This window comes from Desulfosporomusa polytropa, from assembly GCF_055380075.1.
In genome coordinates, this window is the sequence record NZ_AP042400.1 from 4,029,214 (window position 1) to 4,047,377 (window position 18,164).

The 18,164-nt window shown below is 42.7% G+C and carries 15 protein-coding genes and 1 other annotated feature; of the genes, 6 read left to right on the top strand and 9 right to left on the bottom strand.

What is annotated here, in order from left to right; genetic code table 11:
• Positions 1 to 72: 72 nt before the first annotated feature.
• Complete coding sequence (locus ACZ449_RS20550) at positions 73 to 1,197, bottom strand: DUF362 domain-containing protein (RefSeq protein WP_464257917.1); 1,125 nt, start codon at positions 1,195 to 1,197, stop codon at positions 73 to 75.
• A 287-nt stretch (positions 1,198 to 1,484) separates the two neighbouring features.
• On the opposite strand from ACZ449_RS20550, the gene ACZ449_RS20555 reads away from it, so the two are divergent.
• Positions 1,485 to 2,708, top strand: coding sequence for an EAL domain-containing protein (locus ACZ449_RS20555; RefSeq protein WP_464257918.1), 1,224 nt, complete (start codon positions 1,485 to 1,487; stop codon positions 2,706 to 2,708).
• A 15-nt stretch (positions 2,709 to 2,723) separates the two neighbouring features.
• Here the strand turns inward: ACZ449_RS20555 and ACZ449_RS20560 are convergent, their stop codons facing one another.
• From ACZ449_RS20560 to ACZ449_RS20575, 4 genes are all read right to left on the bottom strand, one after another.
• Positions 2,724 to 3,869, bottom strand: coding sequence for a YkvI family membrane protein (locus ACZ449_RS20560; protein ID WP_464257919.1), 1,146 nt, complete (start codon positions 3,867 to 3,869; stop codon positions 2,724 to 2,726).
• A 117-nt stretch (positions 3,870 to 3,986) separates the two neighbouring features.
• Positions 3,987 to 4,222, bottom strand: a binding site (T-box leader).
• A gap of 132 nt (positions 4,223 to 4,354) precedes the next feature.
• Entirely contained in the window at positions 4,355 to 5,326 is a 972-nt protein-coding gene (locus ACZ449_RS20565) for an MBL fold metallo-hydrolase (protein ID WP_464257920.1), read from the bottom strand.
• Between the two features lie 131 nt (positions 5,327 to 5,457).
• Positions 5,458 to 5,919 (bottom strand): MarR family winged helix-turn-helix transcriptional regulator, encoded by a 462-nt coding sequence (locus ACZ449_RS20570; protein WP_464257921.1) that lies wholly within the window; start codon positions 5,917 to 5,919, stop codon positions 5,458 to 5,460.
• Between the two features lie 212 nt (positions 5,920 to 6,131).
• Positions 6,132 to 7,073: a DMT family transporter gene (locus tag ACZ449_RS20575; protein WP_464257922.1), complete on the bottom strand. Its 942-nt coding sequence runs from the start codon at positions 7,071 to 7,073 to the stop codon at positions 6,132 to 6,134.
• A 124-nt stretch (positions 7,074 to 7,197) separates the two neighbouring features.
• Between ACZ449_RS20575 and pdxR the strand changes: the two genes are divergently transcribed.
• The 3 genes from pdxR to ACZ449_RS20590 all read left to right on the top strand — a co-directional run bounded on the left by pdxR (position 7,198) and on the right by ACZ449_RS20590 (position 10,680).
• Positions 7,198 to 8,598, top strand: coding sequence for a MocR-like pyridoxine biosynthesis transcription factor PdxR (gene pdxR, locus ACZ449_RS20580; protein ID WP_464257923.1), 1,401 nt, complete (start codon positions 7,198 to 7,200; stop codon positions 8,596 to 8,598).
• A 165-nt stretch (positions 8,599 to 8,763) separates the two neighbouring features.
• Entirely contained in the window at positions 8,764 to 9,822 is a 1,059-nt protein-coding gene (locus tag ACZ449_RS20585; protein ID WP_464257924.1) for an ATP-binding protein, read from the top strand.
• A gap of 99 nt (positions 9,823 to 9,921) precedes the next feature.
• Positions 9,922 to 10,680 (top strand): hypothetical protein, encoded by a 759-nt coding sequence (locus tag ACZ449_RS20590; protein WP_464257925.1) that lies wholly within the window; start codon positions 9,922 to 9,924, stop codon positions 10,678 to 10,680.
• A gap of 104 nt (positions 10,681 to 10,784) precedes the next feature.
• Here the strand turns inward: ACZ449_RS20590 and ACZ449_RS20595 are convergent, their stop codons facing one another.
• The 4 genes from ACZ449_RS20595 to ACZ449_RS20610 form a co-directional block, all read right to left on the bottom strand.
• Positions 10,785 to 10,904: a hypothetical protein gene (locus tag ACZ449_RS20595; protein ID WP_464257926.1), complete on the bottom strand. Its 120-nt coding sequence runs from the start codon at positions 10,902 to 10,904 to the stop codon at positions 10,785 to 10,787.
• 208 nt (positions 10,905 to 11,112) lie between these two features.
• The gene (locus ACZ449_RS20600; protein WP_464257927.1) at positions 11,113 to 11,403 is read right to left on the bottom strand and encodes a hypothetical protein; all 291 of its coding nucleotides are present in this window, start codon (positions 11,401 to 11,403) and stop codon (positions 11,113 to 11,115) included.
• Positions 11,404 to 11,491: 88 nt separating this feature from the next.
• Complete coding sequence (locus tag ACZ449_RS20605) at positions 11,492 to 13,612, bottom strand: RNA degradosome polyphosphate kinase (protein ID WP_464257928.1); 2,121 nt, start codon at positions 13,610 to 13,612, stop codon at positions 11,492 to 11,494.
• A gap of 5 nt (positions 13,613 to 13,617) precedes the next feature.
• Complete coding sequence (locus ACZ449_RS20610; RefSeq protein ID WP_464257929.1) at positions 13,618 to 15,165, bottom strand: Ppx/GppA phosphatase family protein; 1,548 nt, start codon at positions 15,163 to 15,165, stop codon at positions 13,618 to 13,620.
• 375 nt (positions 15,166 to 15,540) lie between these two features.
• On the opposite strand from ACZ449_RS20610, the gene ACZ449_RS20615 reads away from it, so the two are divergent.
• Positions 15,541 to 17,055: a Ppx/GppA phosphatase family protein gene (locus ACZ449_RS20615; protein ID WP_464257930.1), complete on the top strand. Its 1,515-nt coding sequence runs from the start codon at positions 15,541 to 15,543 to the stop codon at positions 17,053 to 17,055.
• Positions 17,056 to 17,080: 25 nt separating this feature from the next.
• Positions 17,081 to 18,151 carry a tetraprenyl-beta-curcumene synthase family protein gene (locus ACZ449_RS20620; protein ID WP_464257931.1) on the top strand — a complete coding sequence of 357 codons (1,071 nt, stop codon included), beginning with the start codon at positions 17,081 to 17,083 and terminating at the stop codon, positions 18,149 to 18,151.
• The last annotated feature ends 13 nt before the right edge of the window (positions 18,152 to 18,164 follow it).

Consider the following 18,164-nt stretch of genomic DNA (forward strand, 5'->3'; position numbering starts at 1 on the left):
ATAACCGCCCTGCTTTACACCAACAAGAAATCCGTAGACAGCAAATGTCTACGGATTTCTTGTTGATCCAGATTAGATTTCAATAAGTTCATATTTCTTTGTGCCAATACCAATTTTTTCGGCATGTTCCAAGCACACTTGCCAATTGGTTTCCGGGTGAGTAGCACGAAAATGATCTTGTTTATCACAGTCACAGCCTGGTTTTTGTAGTTGTTCCGCCAAATAGCTGCCTGAGATAACCGGAGCCATGTTAGCCATATCGGCACAAGCCATATCAAGGGCTACCGGATCAAACGAGGCGAACATACCAATATCGGGAATTATCGGAACGTCATTTTCGGCATGACAATCACAGAATGGTGCTACATCAACAACTAAACTGATGTGGAAATGTGGTCTGTCATGTAATACAGCCCAAGAATATTCAGCAATTTTCTTGTTGAGAATATCATTGGACTCATCCCATGCCGCTGCAATCGCATTAACGTGGCAAGCACCGATACATCTTCCGCAGCCAACACATCTGTCATGGTCAATCTGTGCCTGTTTATCGGTAACCGTTATCGCCTTATGAGCACAAATTTTTTCACAGGCTCCACAACCTACACAGGTTTTACTTCTTACCCTAGGTTTACCGTCACTATGCATCTCCATCTTTCCAGCTCTGGAGCCACAACCCATACCAATGTTTTTTAATGCACCGCCAAAGCCTGTAAGCTCATGGCCCTTAAAATGATTTAAACTAATCACAATATCGGCATCCATTATAGCCCGCCCAATTTTAGCCTCGGTAACATATTCGCCACAAGGCACAGGCACATAGGCCTCATCCGTTCCTTTTAACCCATCGCCGATAATGATCTGACAGCCAGTAGTAAACGGATTATACCCATTTTCATAAGCAGCCTCCAAATGCTCGAGGGCATCTTTACGCCGCCCTACATACAACGTGTTGCAATCAGTAAGAAACACTTTACCGCCTTGTTTTTTGATTACATCAGCAATGACCTTAGAATAATTCGGTCTGAGGAAAGCCAAATTGCCTGGCTCACCAAAGTGTATTTTTATCGCGGTAAACTTACCTTGAAAATCAATTTCCTCTATTCCAGCTTTTTTAACAAGTCTCTCTAACTTCTGCAGCAAATTCATTTTGGGCGTTGCCCGTAGATTTGTAAAGAACACTTTTGACTTCATCATAACTTTCACTCCTTACCTGTAATCGCAAAATTCGCTGTAACTTCCAGGTTATTCTCCCTTATAATAGTAGAGAATAACCTGCTCTTTTACAAGTACTTACTTTTTAGTGCCATAGTATCTATTTACAGACTACCAGTTTGCATTTTATCTGTCCATCTAAACACTTGACTAATTTATGTACGCATTGTACTATCTATATATCTTGTCAATGAGGACAATCTCTGCATAATGTATGCAGAGATTGTCCTTTTTGTTTTTTTAATGTTATAGTGAAGGATTGAGTACTCATGACGGTAACTAATGAGAGCATAAATTTAGAGTTATTGCTAAAACACAGAGCCATTCAAACCCACTTTCAGCCTATCGTATCTATAAGGAAGCAAACAGTTATCGGGCTTGAAGCTCTCTCGCGCGGCGTAAGCCCTAGCAATGAACTAATTATGCCCCAACCCTTATTCGCAATAGCGGATGCTAAGGAGAAAAGCGTTGAGCTTGATAGGTTATGCCGCGAAAAGGCACTTGAAAATTACAAAAAAATTTCAGGACAAGACCACGATCACTTTTTATTTCTCAATCTTAACACATCTATCCTTAATGAAGAAGTTGTCAGTTCTGGGCACCTAATAAAAGCCGTTACTCAACTAGGTTTGAAGCCGTCATCCATCGTTATCGAGATTATTGAGTCTAAAGTTCATGACGTTGAAAGCTTAACTAGGTTCATCAAACTTCATAAACAATACGGATTTTTAATCGCCTTAGATGACATGGGCAGTGATTCATCAAATTTGGATCGAATTTTGCAAGTTCACCCTGATATTATCAAGATTGACCGTGGACTTGTTACCGAGATCAATAACGATTATTATAAGCAGGAATTATTTAGGTCCTTGGTTCTTGTTGCTAAAAAAACAGGGGCTCTTGTCATAGCCGAGGGAGTCGAAACTCATAACGAAGCGGTAACTAGCCTCGAACTTGGCGCTGACTTTCTGCAGGGATATTACATCGCTTATCCAGCACCATTTACCAACCAAGTAACTAGTGTGAATGCAAAAACTATGCGTCTTTTGAGTTCCTCGTACCGCAGTTGCATGGTAGAAAAAATCCGTAATATAGCCTTACAGCGAACGTTTTATGAACACATTTTAGAAGAGCTTACAAAAAAGCTAGCTTGTGTCTGTCCCGAGAACTTTGAAATAAAACTGAAAGAAATAGCAAAAGATCAAGCCTGCGTTCAATGTTACTACATATTAGATATGAACGGGAAGCAGCTAACCGAAACCGTCAAAGCATCGTTAGATAACCAGGAAAATCGTCATGGGATGTTTCATCCCGATTGCCGGGGAACTGATCAGTCATTAAAAGATTATTACCTCTATATTCATTCAGGATTCAAAAAATACATAAGTGAAACCTATATCTCCCTCGCAAATGGTCAGCCTTGTCTTACCGGGTCTATCCTCTTTCAGACCGCCAATGGCAACCCTTATATATTATGCATCGACTTTTCTTGATCTTATATTTTAAACTCATTCATCTATTCCTTGTTCTTTGCGCAATCTAGCATTTTTCCTGATTTTTATTGTGCCGACAACAATTTCAGGAAGCAGTACAAATAATAAGCCGATATACCCAACAGAACCATATCCTTTAACAACGATATTGGTTAATCCGAAGACAGAGATGCCAGTACATATTGCAATGGTAATAAAAGAGATCACTATTCTACGAGCTCTTAATTTTTCAAAAAAACCCTTTCCAACCCACACAGGTTCGAAGCGGGCAACTGTAGAAAACACCAAGGATATTCCGGTACCAAGCAAGGCAACAAACAATATAATACTGTACAAGATCTTTAGCCAGGACAAGCCCAGCTGTGTAGTGACAAAATATACCGGCAGTGTCTGATCAAGAATTTCCGGACTAAAGCCTAATAGCATAATACAGACAACTGCCAAAAAGACGCCGTTTAAAAGAGTGCCAAAAAACATAAACATATTACATTCTCTAGTGGTTTTTATATGCTTAGAAACGGATACAATAGGCAGCACCGTAAACGCTTGGAAGCCAATATAGATCAGCATATACCAAACCGCATCCCCAAAGCTGGCACCAAAGGTTTCATGAGTAGTCATGATATGCTGGAAATTAAAGGCACCCATTTGAATACCTAGCACGCAGAGAATGAACAAGGTAATAATCAGGAAATACGTCTTGAGATTTAAGACTTTAATAATTAAATCGCTCCCGAATATCGTTAATAGCAACAAAATAGTTCCTACAGCTATAATACCAATTCCATAAGGAATTCCTAAGGAGCTTTTTAACAGGGCGCCTGAACCGGCGATAGACGTACTTACACCACAGGCAATCAACATAATAAAGCCGAACTCAAATACGATAGAAAAATATTTTTCATACGGATGAAAAAGAGCATCTCCAAAACTCTTATAATCATAGGTCTTATAATCTTTAGCTAAAACAAGCGCATTTCTGTGTCCCCATCCCAAAATTAACATAGCAATTATTGGTAAAAACACGGCAAACCAACCATATTTTACAAAATAATTAACTTCTTGATTGCCAGTGGCAAAGCCGCCGCCACTATGAGTTGCAAACCAGACTGCAGCCATAGCAAATGCTGTTCCAATAGATCCAGTTTTTGTGTTTCCCATATATTGATGGTCCTCCTTTTATTCACTAGGGCTGTTGAAAGAAAACTTGAGATGTTACAAGGCGGTATTAACCATAAAATTGCTAAATAAAAAAGCCCCTATTGACATAATCATGTCAATAGGGGCGATAATATCGCGGTACCACCCTACATTAGGCTCAAAACTCAGCCAACTACGCATAATGGCTGATATCTTTAACGCAAATACACGCTTTTGCCTAAATAAGTGTGATTTCCTACTTTCAGCAAAAGAATTCCTGGGTGAGTTTCACAAAAATATCTGCATCGGTTTTCACCAACCACCGACTCTCTACGGCAAAATAAGATTTGCTTTTTCCCAATCATCATTTCTAATCAATTTGGTTTTAAATAATTACACGCCTGCAGGACGAATAACTTTGTTACATTGTTACACTTATATGTGTTTTTGTCAACAGACAATTTTAAAACGTCACTATGTTTTGTATGTAATAAGGTCTTTACTATTTATTTGGCCTGGAAAACTAATGTAGTACCAACATTGTTTGGTATAAAAGCCTTAGGCATTGCTTGGGCAATTTGGTGTATGGCAGACCAACCAGTGCAGTGACCAGGCATCAAATAGGTTGGATTAATTTTTTGCAATTCAACAATGGTAGCAGGAATAATTTTTTCGAATATCCCACCTGTTAAGTGAAAACCACCTAATACTGCATAAACTTGTTGACAACCAGTCAGGTTTTGAGCATAGCGGATAGTATTGATAACTCCAGCATGACAACAGCCTGTAATTACAACCAAGCCTTGTCCACGAACATTTATAATAATGCACTGATCATCCATTAATAATGGATCATTTGCCCATAGGTCGTTACGTTTTGTATAATGGATAGGAAAACCTGTTTCAAAATCTGTAGTTCGAGCAACTTCCCCAGAAACAAGAATCATATTTTCAACTAAAAGAGTGGGATCTTTCTTACTAACAACAACAATTTTATCCTGTTGTAAATCGGTTAACTTAGGGGCTGAAACGTTATTTTCATACCCACCTGGCATAATTACCTTTCTCTCTAATAAAGCGTCGGGATGAAAAATAAGTGGTATTTGATGTGCCCCCAATTTATTAATCAACGCAGGTAATCCCATAGTATGATCCATATGACCATGACTGAGTACAATCGCTTGCATATCATTGACGTTAATTCCCATGGCACTCATGTTATGCAAGGTGCCACCGGGACTCAGCCCTGTATCATATAATACAGCTCCTTGTTTATTTCCGCATTTGACCTGAATCATAGCAGAAAATCCATGTTCTGCTATAAGTGTTGAAAAACCATCATCGGCAATAAGTGGGGAGTTAGAAAAATCAAACCTATGTACAATTTCATTACCTGTCATAAATGCATCGATTGTATTATCCATGATTATAGTTATTTTTACTTCATCAACTTCTAATAATGGATTGTCTTTTTTCATAAGTATCTTCACCTCTTCTTGATTTTTACCTTAATCGTATATTAGTGATGTTAACCACAACGATTCAATGACAGAAGCTCCCTTCTCCTTTAATAAAATAGTTTATATTATAAACTATTTTATTAAAAAAATTACTCTCTCAAAACTTCACAAAACTTTTCAATGCATCTTCTAAAAATCTCGATCTCCTGAGGATCCAATTGCATACTAAGTTTTCGATAAAGTTCTTGAACCAACTCAGCATGTGCCTGATGAGCAATTAATCCCGTTTTTGTCAATGAAACTATAGTGGATCTGGAGTCAAGCGGATGTGCAACGCGACGAACGAATTCTTTAACCTCCATGCGACTGATTATTTGAGTAACTGCCCCCTTTGTAACACCTAAGCGGGAAGCCAATTCACTCATCAGAATACCATCCCCACAACCTATAGCGTCAATGATGTGAACTTCGCTAGGCGTTAAACGACCTGCAGCCCCGAATTCGTGGGGATTACGCTCGAGTCGCTTAAAGTACATAATTAGTCGACCAATACTAATACTAAGGCTTTCCATGCTGGAGTTATTTGCTTCACGTATAATTTTATTTGTCATGAAGATAGTTTAGCATATAAACCATATTGTGTAAAGTAGTTAACCCTAAGTCTACTATGTTTTCCTGCACTTTATTATATTTTCTACGACTTTATTATTTTTTTACACTGTACTACTTGCCGAAGTTTTGGCAAATATCTTGAAATCCTAAGGGTTTTCCCATTCATCACATACCGGCGCCTGCAAACTGTTTTACTGCGGAATATATAGTTTCAAATACAGCAATTTCTTTGCGGCTCCCGTGAGCGCACTTTTAAACCAGTCAGCACCATACCAATCACAACCATTAGCCCTCCCAGCCATTGCTGCCAGCCAGGTTGCTCATTTAATAGCAATACTGACAGAATCAGCGCCGTGAATGGCATCATGCCCGAAAAGGCTGCCGCTACTGAGGCATCACAGCGTTTGATACCTGCATACCAAAAAATAAAGGCTAGGGCAGTGACGAACAGGCCATACCAGGCTAATGCTGCCCATCCTACTATAGTGAGAGATAGCAGCGCAGCGACTGGATGTTCAGTCAGTGCCGGCCCCAGGCAGAGCAACAAAGCAATTCCTACTACCAGCGTAGTCTGAACAATGGGATCTAGTACTTGCGAGGATCGCAAAGAAGCCTTTACACTACTGATCCGAGAAAGTACGTTAAATACTGACTCACATATTGCTGCACAAAGTACTAATACGTTGCCAATTAGGTGTTCTTTTGAAAATACAATGTCAGGCGAAAAAATTCCCTGGAGGACTACAATACCTGTAACTGTGCTGATTATGCCAAGAATGCGTACTCTCTCCAACGGTTCCTTCAACAGCAGCCACGCAAGCAACACCGTAGTTGCCGGCGTTGCTCCAGTAAGTATCCCTGCTTCTCCTGCACTAGTACGTAGTAACCCTTGAAGTAAAAACAGCCGAAATAAAAAAATGCCGAACAAGGCCTGAATCAGCAATGCAGCCCAGTCCCGCTTTACCATTTGACCAATGCCTGTGCCCAGCTTCAGACCGCAAAGCGGCAGCAAGCCCACTAAGGCAAAAAATAAACTTACGACCGTTATCGTGAAAGTCCCCAGTGTTGCTACAACAAAACGACCGGCTACCACGGAAGTTCCGGCCAGAGTAAAGGCGCCCAGCAAAAAAAGCACACCTGCAAAACGTTTCATTCTTATCTCCCCCACCATTACACAAATTACAATAATTAACTACTATGGTATAATGGTAGCAGATAAACCGGCCCAGTATTAGAGCCAGTTTAAGGCAATTTTGATAGAGCCAGTTGGAGGATGTATGTGGAGAATGAACTTACGGCGTCACGGTGAAGTTTCTTTGGCGCGCCAGATTTACCAATTATTACGCGATCAGATGACAGAAGGTCTGCTGCCTCCTGGTGAACTGTTGCCATCCACGCGTGAGCTGGCAAAACAACTATCTGTATCGCGTAATACTACCTATGAAGCCTATGAGATGTTATCTGCCGAGGGATACGTTGTAAGCCGCCAGGGCTCCCAAACCCGGGTAGCTGAAGGTCTTCGTCTGGAAAAACCCGCACCCGTCCTGGAGGATTTGAGAAAGACGGCACAACCTGCTGATGAGTATTTGGCTGATTTCCGGACAGGTCGGCCGGATCTAAAACGCTTTCCTCGAAACTTGTGGCTCCAGTTACTGCGTAAGGCTTCCGAAAATTTATCTGTTAGCCAATGGGGTTATACGGGACCCGATGGTTTGCTGGTATTACGGGAGGAGATTGCTGCCTGGCTGCTTAGGAGCAGGGGACTTACTGTTGATTCCCATGATATTTTCATTACCGCCGGCGCCACCCAGGCACTACACTTGCTTGCAGGGTTATTGGCCGAAGAGGAACGGGAAATTCTCGTTGAGGATCCCTGCCATATTGGTATGCTGCGGGTATTACAAGAAAAGGGCTTCAAAATCCGGCCAGTGCCAGTTGATCATCAAGGCCTTCAGACCGAGTATCTACAGGGGAGTGCAGCCTGTGCGATATATGTAACCCCATCACATCAGTTTCCGCTTGGCGGCATTCTCCCAGCAGGCCGCCGCGCCGAATTGATACGGTTTGCACGCGATAATGACCTTTATATAATAGAAGATGACTATGACAGCGAATTCCGCTATAGTGGCACACCCATAGCACCTCTACGTTCGATGGATGTGGAACGGGTTATTTATGTAGGCACTTTCAGTAAGATCCTGTTTCCTGCACTGCGTATCGGCTATGTGGTACTGCCCCAGCAACTGCACACCCGTTGGCGTCCCTTGCGAACTCATGCTGATGTCCAAAACCCTCCATTTGAGCAGGCTGCACTTGCGGAATATTTACACACTCGCAAACTGGACCGACATGTACAACAAATGCGCCGGCTCTATGGGCAGCGTCGCCAAATCCTTCTACAATCACTGGAAGAACTATTCGGGAGAACCTGGTTCCCCTGGGGTGATGCTGCTGGCTTGCATCTTGTACTTGAATTTCCCGGCATGCACTTTGATCATGAATTTGCACAGCACTGCAAAAAACATGGGATTCATATCACTCCGGTAGACTATCATAGCCTCCGCAAAGGCCTCCACTTAGAGAAATTGGTCTTAGGTTATGGGCACCTGGAAGCAGATGAAATCAGGCAAGGACTTTTATTGCTGCAAGACCATATCAAAAAGCACTACAGTGGTTGAGTCCTGCAACACTTATGAACTTTTCTGGCTATTCATTCCGCCTAGCACAATTTTCCTTCACAGTTTGTCTATTATTGATATTTTTTTACATTTTTGGTATATTTTAAAAGGACTTTTTGTGTTTATGTAGAAATTCAATGATAGACTGTATGCGAGGATTAATGTATGAGAATAACACAACATGTAGATGAGTTATTTCTAAAAGTTTTTAGGTCCAACCCCTGTCCTATGGCGATTAATGAAATAGATGACGGTACCTATCTTGAGGTAAATGAGGCCCTGCTTGATACATTTAGCTACTGTAAAGAAGAGGTTATCGGCAAAACAACACGGGAATTAGGCATATTTTCTGCTCGCATCGACCACGAAATAATGTTGCAATTACTCAATACTTATGGAAGCGTCAAGGGTTTTGAAACTCTCGTTAGATGTAAAAAGGGCCAACTTATAAATGCCGTCTTTAATGCGGAATTTATTACTATTGCAGGCAGACCTTATCTTCTGACTGTAATGAATAATATCACAGCCAAAAGACAATTTGAACATGAATTCATGCGTCTGGAAAAACTAAATTTAATCGGTCAGATGTCGGCTGGAATAAGTCATGAAATTAGAAATCCTATGACAACAGTACGCGGCTTTTTGCAGTTTTTTATGAAAAAACCAGAGTATGCTCATAATAGAGATTATTTTGAGCTGATGATAAGTGAATTAGATAAGGCCAATTCAATCATAGCGAACTTTTTGTCAATAACCGAGAGTGATCCGGTGAATTCCAACTATATTGTGCAAGATTTAGCAAATCTGATTGAACGAATAAAACCCTTAATAGAAGCTCGTGCACTGGAAAACCGCAATCAACTACTATATTCCATTACAAATACGCCAGAAATAATCATCAATGAAAAAGAAATTCGTCAAATGCTCTTTAATCTTGTGCAAAATGGGTTTGATGCAATGCCTCTGGGGGGTACTCTTACTATTAAAACTCTTCACCAGAAACATCATGTTGTTTTAGTCGTTCAAGACCAAGGTAAAGGTATTGATGAGTCTGTCTTGGACAAGCTTGGTACGCCCTTTCTAACTACCAAGGACAACGGTACTGGTTTGGGCTTGGCAGTGTGTTACGGAATAGCCTATCGCCATAAAGCTAAAATCAACGTAACCACAAGCGCACAAGGAACAAGTTTCGAAGTCCATTTTCCCATATATCAGCCAAACTGATAAAGCTAGCAAACTATCGCAAAGAGGATGCGGTTTGGAAGGATTTTTGATAATACAAGTGTAATAACTCTAGTATGAAACTAGGGGGGGATGAGATAAGTGCACAAGGGAATAGTGATTGTATCAGGGCTTTTACTTTACCTTATGTCTTTCTTCTGCACAAGTAGTATTGCCTATGCCGAAATAAAGACTATCTTCGCGGAAGGAATAGCTCGTGTTGGTGAAAGCGAAACTGAGGTTCAGGCCAAACGGCGCGCCTGGCTGGATGCACAACAACAAGCCTTGGAGGAAGCCGGCGTTGTGCTTGCTAGTACCACAACAGTTACTAATCACGAACTGGTTGAAGATTGGATTCAAAATGCCACCTTAGCACGAGTACAAACCAAATTATTATCAGAAACCCGCAATTTTGAAGATAACGTAGTTGTCTTTCGAGTTAAGCTAGCATGTAAAGTGAATACAGATGATATTGCCCTGTTGAATAAAGAATTCCAGAATTTAACTATGGCCAAAGGCCCGGAATATACTCCTACCAAGCCAAGCGACGCACTAACGTCACCCGCGGTGGTCGAAAGTGTAAAAGATTTTGTGCTGCAGGATGGTTCGCTATACACTGGTACAGTAGTATCGGGGCTGCCAGATGGCCGAGGCGTAAAGTTCTACCCGGACGGCGGGAAATATGAGGGTGCCTTTCGTAAGGGCTACCGCGAAGGCAGCGGCACTATGCTCTGGACCAATGGTGATTGCTATCATGGGCATTGGTTAAGAGACCTGCGTTCAGGACGAGGAGAATTTGTAAGCGCTCATGGCGAAAAACAACTAGGACGCTGGTTGAACGATCTCTTTTATGAGGACTAACACTTTCAGGCAAATACGAGTTGTACCAAAACACAATTAACAGACCGATAGCTGCAAACGGCAGCACTTTGCCCAAATACAGAATGTATTTGGGCGTTTCGCGGTTAAGCGGTGATAAATTCACCAAAATAAACGCCACGTTTCCATTCCCAGTTTTTTTCATCGACAACGGTTGTGAATTGTTTTATAACTCCGATTTCTCGTAAATTTTTTGTTCTGGCCAAACATGCTGAAGGCGATAATCCAATTTATCCACATACCTGCAGGCAAGAGTTATCCACACCCCAAAAGCTTATATTTGAACTATTTCTCACCTTATCAAACCCTTTTTCCACAATAATTCTCTTAGTTATCCACATTTTAAGGTGTTTTGGGGATAACTCTGTGGATAACTTTAGCATTGTGGACAAAATAAAAAAGCGTGACATAATGTCACGCTACCGGGCGGCTCCAATCGACATGCACGCCTGTTTTCTCCCAAATCCGGGTAAGTGCTGTTTTCATATTATCCACACTTTCGGCCGGCTTGATGATTACCTCCTTGAAATCGAGCAATCCTTCGCCAGGTACCCTGATAACATGTTCGGCTGACAGATAGGTTTCAATGATTTGGCGGGTAGCCGCATTATCAAAAACAACCTTAATTGTTTTGCTTACCTGCTCGTATTCTACATAACCACACTCATCGTTATACTGGACTGCTACTTTGAAGTTTTCCTGCATAAATATCGCCCCTTTTTTCGACGTGAATAAATTATTTCCGATACCGTGAATATTATACGACGATTACTAAAATCCTGCTATACCAGTTTTACTCTACTCGCCGATAGAGAGGCTTAAGACGCTGTTCGATAGTGATATCAGGCTCCCGCCCGTTCATCTGAGCCTGAGCAAAGAATTCCATCTGAGAGGTGACCGCTTTACCTCGCTTGTCAACCCGGCGGTAGGTGCCATCTTTTTTCATACTATACGCCTTCTGATTGTCGCTCAGGGTAATATCTAGTATCCTCTTAATCCTTGCGATATGGCCGGGGGCTTCAATCGGAAAAAAGAGTTCAACACGTTCATTGAGGTTACGCGGCATCCAGTCGGCACTTGATAAGAAAATCCGCTCATCGCCGCCATTACTGAAATAAAAGATACGATGATGTTCAAGAAACCGCCCGACAATGCTGCGAACAGATATATTTTCACTTACGTGCGCCACCCCTGGCCTGAGCACACAGATACCGCGAACAATAAGATCAATCTTGACACCGTGGCAAGAAGCCTCATACAGTTTGAGAACAATGTCTTTATCCACAAGTGAGTTCATCTTGGCGATGATACGTCCGCTTTTACCGGCTTTGACAAACTCAATCTCACGATCAATTAGTTCTTTAATTTTTTCCCGAAGGCCAAGCGGTGCCACCACAATTTTATTCCATACCGGTGGGTCCGAGTAGCCTGACAGCACATTAAAGAAGGCAGAGGCATCAGCGCCAAACTGATCATTGGCCGTAAACAACCCCATATCTGTGTATATTTTGGCGGTAGTGTCATTATAGTTACCTGTTCCCATATGGACATAGCGTTTAATGCCATCTTGCTCCTGCCGTACCACTAAGATCATTTTAGCATGCGTTTTTAAACCAACTAAGCCATAAATAACGTGGCACCCTGCTTCCTCCAGACGTTTGGCCCAGAGAATATTGTTTTCCTCATCAAAACGAGCTTTTAATTCTACAAGCACCGTAACCTGTTTGCCATTTTCAGCAGCTTGCGCCAAGGCTCTTACAATTGGTGAGTTACCGCTGACCCGATACAGTGTCTGCTTGATGGCCAGTACCTGGGGATCCTCCGCAGCCTGAAGCACAAAATCTGTCACTGGCTGAAAGGATTCATAGGGATGATGCAGCAAAATATCTCGTTCCCTGATCGCATCAAATAGATCGGTTACACCATTAAGTTCCCGTGGCGTTTGGGGCGACACTGGTGTATGTTTTAGGTGCTCAAGACCGGGGAAATCGCTAAACTTAAAAAAGCAGGTCGTATCCAGCGGTCCAGGTATTTCGTAGACCTCCTGTTCAGCAATATTTAAGTTACACACTAGCAGTTCGCGCAGCGGCCTGTTACTGGTTTTGCCGATCTCCAGGCGCACAGCCTGACCATGTTTCCTCTGACGCAGGGATTTTTCAATCTCGGCTAAAAGATCCTCCGCGTCTTCTTCGTCGATGGAAAGATCGGAATTTCTAGTTATACGAAAGAACACAACATCTTTTATCGTGTAACCGTGGAACAAATGACCACAGTAGTGTTTGATAATATCCTCAAGAAAAATGAACTGCCGCTTAGTACCATTGGAAGGTGCCTCTACAATCCGCGGCAATACTGTTGGTACCTGAATAACAGCAGCACAATCATCGCCCTGATTCTGGCATAAAAGCACCGCCAAATTTAGACTGCGATTAGCCAAGAAAGGGAACGGATGCCCGGCATCAACCGCCATGGGTGTTATGACCGGAAAGATAGTATCTTTAAAGAAATTCTCAACCCACTCTTGCGCCCACTCATCCAGGCTGGTAATCTCGCAAAAACAGATATCGGCTTTTTCCAGTTCAGTCTTGATACTTTTTAAATACCGATATTCCAATTTAACTAGTTCATGAGCATCTTCGGTAATACAAACTAGTTGCTGGCGCACTGACAAACCGGCAGCATCTACTTTATTAACCCCGCTTTCCAACTGGTGCTTGAGGCCTGCTACCCGAATCATAAAAAATTCATCCAGGTTAGAACTGGTAATGGCAAGGAATGTAAGTCGCTCTAGTAGAGGTTTCGTCTTAACATCAGCCTCACCCAGTACACGCCGGTTAAACTTCAGCCAGCTCAATTCCCTATTAAAAAAATAGTCAGCATCATCATGTATCTCACAGCTTTTGGCGTTTGTCATTGTCATCACCCCGCCCGTCTGATTAATATAGCCTTTATCCCAAAAACATCTTCAAAAAAACCGGCCTTATCCGCAAAAGTCCACCCCTCTAAGGACATATCTTCCCGGCTGGTTACCGTAATGGTTAACTCATCCCCATGCAGGGTAACTTCTGCCTGACTGACTTTTTGACGATGACTGCGGTCAATCGCATCAGCCAGCCGGATAATAGCCGAAAGCTTTGAAACGCTAACCTTTTGATTGGGTGTCAAATAGGCGAAGTTAGTATCTGCATCAGAGGGTACACCTTTAGAATGATAAAAGGCGATATTGGCTATCACATGCCTTTCGGCTTTAGAAAAGCCCAAAATGTCTGAGGATATGATTAAGCGGTAAGAATAAAAATAATGTCGGCGTAAATTCACATGTTTGCCAATATCATGGAGAATAGCAGCTACTTTCAACAATCGCCGGTGGCGCTCACTCAAACCATGAATCCGTCCCAATTTATCAAATAGCAGCATCGACCACCGTTCCACAGCAGCCGCATGAGTTGGATCATAGTAGTATTTTTTGCTAATCTCCCAGCACAGACTGATGATCTGACTCTCGATGAGTTCCTTATGTCTATGCGAGGTTTTTTCGGAAATATGTTTAATGATAACACCGTCAGCAAATTGATCACTTAAGACAACAATTTCTTCAGGGTTTGTCAGCGACAATATCTGCTTATACAATACGATGGTCGGCAATACGATCTCTGCCTTATTTTCTGTCAACTGAAAGGTTGTTATCAGCTGTGGCAGATTGAGCGAGCTTACACGCTTGTACAGGTTGTTAAACTCTGACAAACTGACAAAGGTGACCCGCCCTTGCTCTTTGCCCAACATTTTTAGCAGCAGCTTGGTTTCCGGACCTGATAATACCAGACGCTTGACATCATGCTGGCGCATTTCGGTTTCTACCGGTTCGATCGTACTGCCGATATATTCCGATAACGCTTGCTGGAAATGGGCAGAGTCACGTTGGTTTTTATCAAAACTTTCTTTGATGCGGAGCGCTCCAATATGCATATTTTGCTGGTATCTGAGATTGCCATCTTTGTATAATGTAAACCCAAGACCACCTGATGAAATATCGACGAACAGCATGCCATCCTGGGAGTTGAGCAGGCCGCGATCATTAACGGTTTTAACCAAAGAAACATACTTGTAGAATATCTCCTGAGGCATATCAACAACCTCTACATTGAGACCAGTTTTCACCTTAATCTGGTCAATAATATATGGCTGGTTTTGCGCTTCCCGAATAGCCGTAGTCGCTACAAGGCGGTAATCACGCACGCCGTATTCGCTAAGCAGACGGCGGTACCCTTTCAAAAGTTCGCAAATCTCACTTACAGCACCAAAACTAATACGCCCGGTTTTAAACGTCTCTTCACCCAACATTACTTGGCGATAGCTCTGTTCTATAATTTTGACGTCATCCAGGTTGGTATACTCAACTATCTGTACACCTATTTGCTCTGAGCCGACATGAATGGCGGCAAACCTGTCAGGTGCATGTCTGCCCATATAGAACCCCCTATTATGTCACAATTTATAGTATCTAGACATTATATTCGTTTCTTCGACGGCTAGAACAAAAAATCCTTGTCTTATTTATGACTTAATACTAAATTTACAGCAAATTAACGCAATTTTAATCCTGTTCTGGTATTAGCTTTGATAGAGCAACTTGGTCATCGGATAAGAAAAGACTTGGCTTGTGCCAAGTCCCTCAGGACGCCGGCAGAAGCCTTAGTCGTTCTTATGTCAACAGAGTTTAGTTGTAAATTCTGGTAGACTAAATTAAAAAAATTTCCTTAATAATAAATATGAGCAGGATTTTATCTTTAAAAGCGAAATTTAGTAGTAATCTTTTTACAAAGTAGTTAGGAGTTGAACGTTTTGACCGAACGGGTAGCAATTATTGATTTAGGCTCGAATTCGGCCCGTCTGATTGTGATGACTATTTATCATAATGGCGCTTATAATCTAGTATATAACCAAAAGGAAAGCGTCCGATTGAGCGAAGGTATGGCCGAAACAGGAATACTCGACCGTGACGCTATGTGGCGCGCCATTGGCACGTTAAAAGTCTTTGCTCATATGTGTGAACTGGTAAAGGTGGATACGATCCTAGCAGTGGCCACTGCCGCCGTACGTAATGCGAAAAATGGTGCAGAATTTATTGATTTAGTACATCAACATACTGGGATTCCCCTTAGAGCGATTAGTGGTGAACAAGAGGCCCATTTGGCCTATACTGGTATTATCAATACGATTGACGTCGACGATGCACTGCTTTTCGACTTAGGCGGCGGCAGCACCGAGGTAATCTTGGTTAAAAACCGTCAAGCAGTCAAGGTCTTCAGTATCCCCTTAGGTGCTGTCAACCTTACCGAAAAGTTTACATCTCAGGATAAAATAAGCGATTCACAATTGCTAACCATGCGTGAATATATTGCCGACCAGCTGGAGAAGCTACCATGGCTTAAGCGATTAGGCCTACCCCTTGTGGGCGTCGGCGGCACTGCCCGTAATATTGCCAAGATGGATCAAAAGCATAAAAACTATCCTTTTCCCAAAGTGCACAATTACCGATTTGGGCTAATGGCCTTTGAGGAATTGTGGCGGGAATTGACAAAGACTACTTTGACGCAACGCCGCAAATATCCCGGTCTCAGCAGTGAACGCGCTGATATTATTATCGCCGGAACCACCCTTGTCAAATCATTGGTGGATATATCTCAGGCCACCAATATTATCATTAGCGGCTGCGGCGTCCGGGAAGGAATGTTCCTGGAATACTATCTATCCAAACAGCAATCTTCCGCCATTATTCCTGATATTCTGCTGCATTCAACCCGCAATATGCTGCTATTCTACAAAGGCGATGAAGCCCATGCCGAACATGTCGCCAAATTGGCAGAGACTATGTTCGATAAATGGCAGCCGATTTTACGACTGTCCGGTCGTGACCGGCATCTCCTCCGGGTAGCCGCCTTACTACATGATATTGGCATTACCATTAACTACTATGATCATGCTCGTCATAGCGCCTACCTTGCTGAAAATGCCCGGCTATTCGGCTTAACTCACCGCGAACAAATGTTAGTAGCCGTTGTGGCCGGCTGGCATAATGGGCCGTCTGCTAAATACGTCCGCAACAAAATCTATAGCGAGTTTCTTGATCAACACAATTGGCAAACAGCCCGAAAACTGGCACTGTTACTGGCTCTGGCCGAAAGTCTGGAAACAACCCAGCTTGGCTTGGTACAGGATGTTGAACCATCTATCACTGGTAGTCACGCCTCCCTTAGACTGATCACTACCGACCCTGTAAGCATCGAACGTCAAGCGGTAGCCGGACACCGTAAATGGTTCAAAAAAGAGCTGGGCTTTGAATTGATTATTGAATAAGTATATTTAACGTAAGGAGGACGCTATGGGTTCCTCGCTGGCTACTACCACTTTAGGCCTTATCCTTTTAATCAGGTTTGTACGGAAGGTCTTTCCGCTTGTGGACAATACGCTTGCCTGTTGGCAGGACTATGCGTCAACACATGGTATGCGCGAACTATCAGAGCAAGCACTTGCCAGTATCCGTACAAAAAAATTTCATTGTCAGGGCGGCAGTGTCTATAGTTTGTATAAGGGCGTGCCTACCGGTGATTTTGTCCAACTGGTAGTCGCATTGCAGACCATCAGCGATTACCTTGACAATCTCTGTGACCGGGCTGGCATTGCCGATGAAGCGGCCTTCCGCCAGCTGCATCTAGCCATGACTGATGCCCTGGATCCAGATCGGCCGCTAAACGATTATTATGCCGCCTATCCGTATAAAGATGATGGCGGTTATTTACAAGCACTTGTCATGACCTGCCGCCGGGAAATTACCAAACTCCCGGCTTACCAACTGGTTAAGCTGGAGACACTGCGCCAGGCCGGATTATACTGCGAACTTCAAACCTATAAACATCTAGACTCCGAAGTAAGACAACAAAAGATGCTAGCCTGGATTAACGTCCACCTTCCTTCCTATCCAGGAATTACCCCCTGGGAATTTGCCGCTGCCACGGGTTCAACCTTAGGTATGTTTATGCTATGCGCAGCCGCTTATAATCCTAACCTTACAGCCAAAGAAGCTAAGCAAATTGGTCAGGCCTATTTCCCTTGGATTAATGGTCTGCATATTTTGTTGGATTATTTTATTGATGAAGCCGAAGATCAACAGGGCGGTGACCTAAACTTTGTCTCTTACTATGCAAATAATCAAGAAATGCTAGCAAGACTCACACTTTTTGTCCACCAGGCCCGCGCTCAGGCTAGTTCGCTACCAGAAACTGCTTTTGCACGAACCGTGGTTGACGGTTTATTGGCTATGTATTTGTCTGATCCCAAAACCGAGCCACCTGCACAATGTACTATCCGTGATAGTCTGCTGCGTTCAGCTGGCTGGTATCCTCGATTTATGTATATGCTCTGCCGCTTGCTGCGAAAAAAGCATGTGCTATAAGGTTATGCGCTAA

What these genes read in the sequence shown, in the direction of transcription:
- ACZ449_RS20585 (WP_464257924.1), top strand. Translation starts at nt 8,764, where the DNA reads ATGAGAATAACACAACATGTAGATGAGTTATTTCTAAAAGTTTTTAGG.
- ACZ449_RS20605 (WP_464257928.1), bottom strand. Translation starts at nt 13,612, where the DNA reads ATGACAAACGCCAAAAGCTGTGAGATACATGATGATGCTGACTATTTT.
- ACZ449_RS20555 (WP_464257918.1), top strand. Translation starts at nt 1,485, where the DNA reads ATGACGGTAACTAATGAGAGCATAAATTTAGAGTTATTGCTAAAACAC.
- ACZ449_RS20570 (WP_464257921.1), bottom strand. Translation starts at nt 5,919, where the DNA reads ATGACAAATAAAATTATACGTGAAGCAAATAACTCCAGCATGGAAAGC.
- ACZ449_RS20620 (WP_464257931.1), top strand. Translation starts at nt 17,081, where the DNA reads ATGGGTTCCTCGCTGGCTACTACCACTTTAGGCCTTATCCTTTTAATC.
- ACZ449_RS20575 (WP_464257922.1), bottom strand. Translation starts at nt 7,073, where the DNA reads ATGAAACGTTTTGCAGGTGTGCTTTTTTTGCTGGGCGCCTTTACTCTG.
- pdxR (WP_464257923.1), top strand. Translation starts at nt 7,198, where the DNA reads ATGTGGAGAATGAACTTACGGCGTCACGGTGAAGTTTCTTTGGCGCGC.
- ACZ449_RS20565 (WP_464257920.1), bottom strand. Translation starts at nt 5,326, where the DNA reads ATGAAAAAAGACAATCCATTATTAGAAGTTGATGAAGTAAAAATAACT.
- ACZ449_RS20560 (WP_464257919.1), bottom strand. Translation starts at nt 3,869, where the DNA reads ATGGGAAACACAAAAACTGGATCTATTGGAACAGCATTTGCTATGGCT.
- ACZ449_RS20550 (WP_464257917.1), bottom strand. Translation starts at nt 1,197, where the DNA reads ATGATGAAGTCAAAAGTGTTCTTTACAAATCTACGGGCAACGCCCAAA.
- ACZ449_RS20610 (WP_464257929.1), bottom strand. Translation starts at nt 15,165, where the DNA reads ATGGGCAGACATGCACCTGACAGGTTTGCCGCCATTCATGTCGGCTCA.
- ACZ449_RS20600 (WP_464257927.1), bottom strand. Translation starts at nt 11,403, where the DNA reads ATGCAGGAAAACTTCAAAGTAGCAGTCCAGTATAACGATGAGTGTGGT.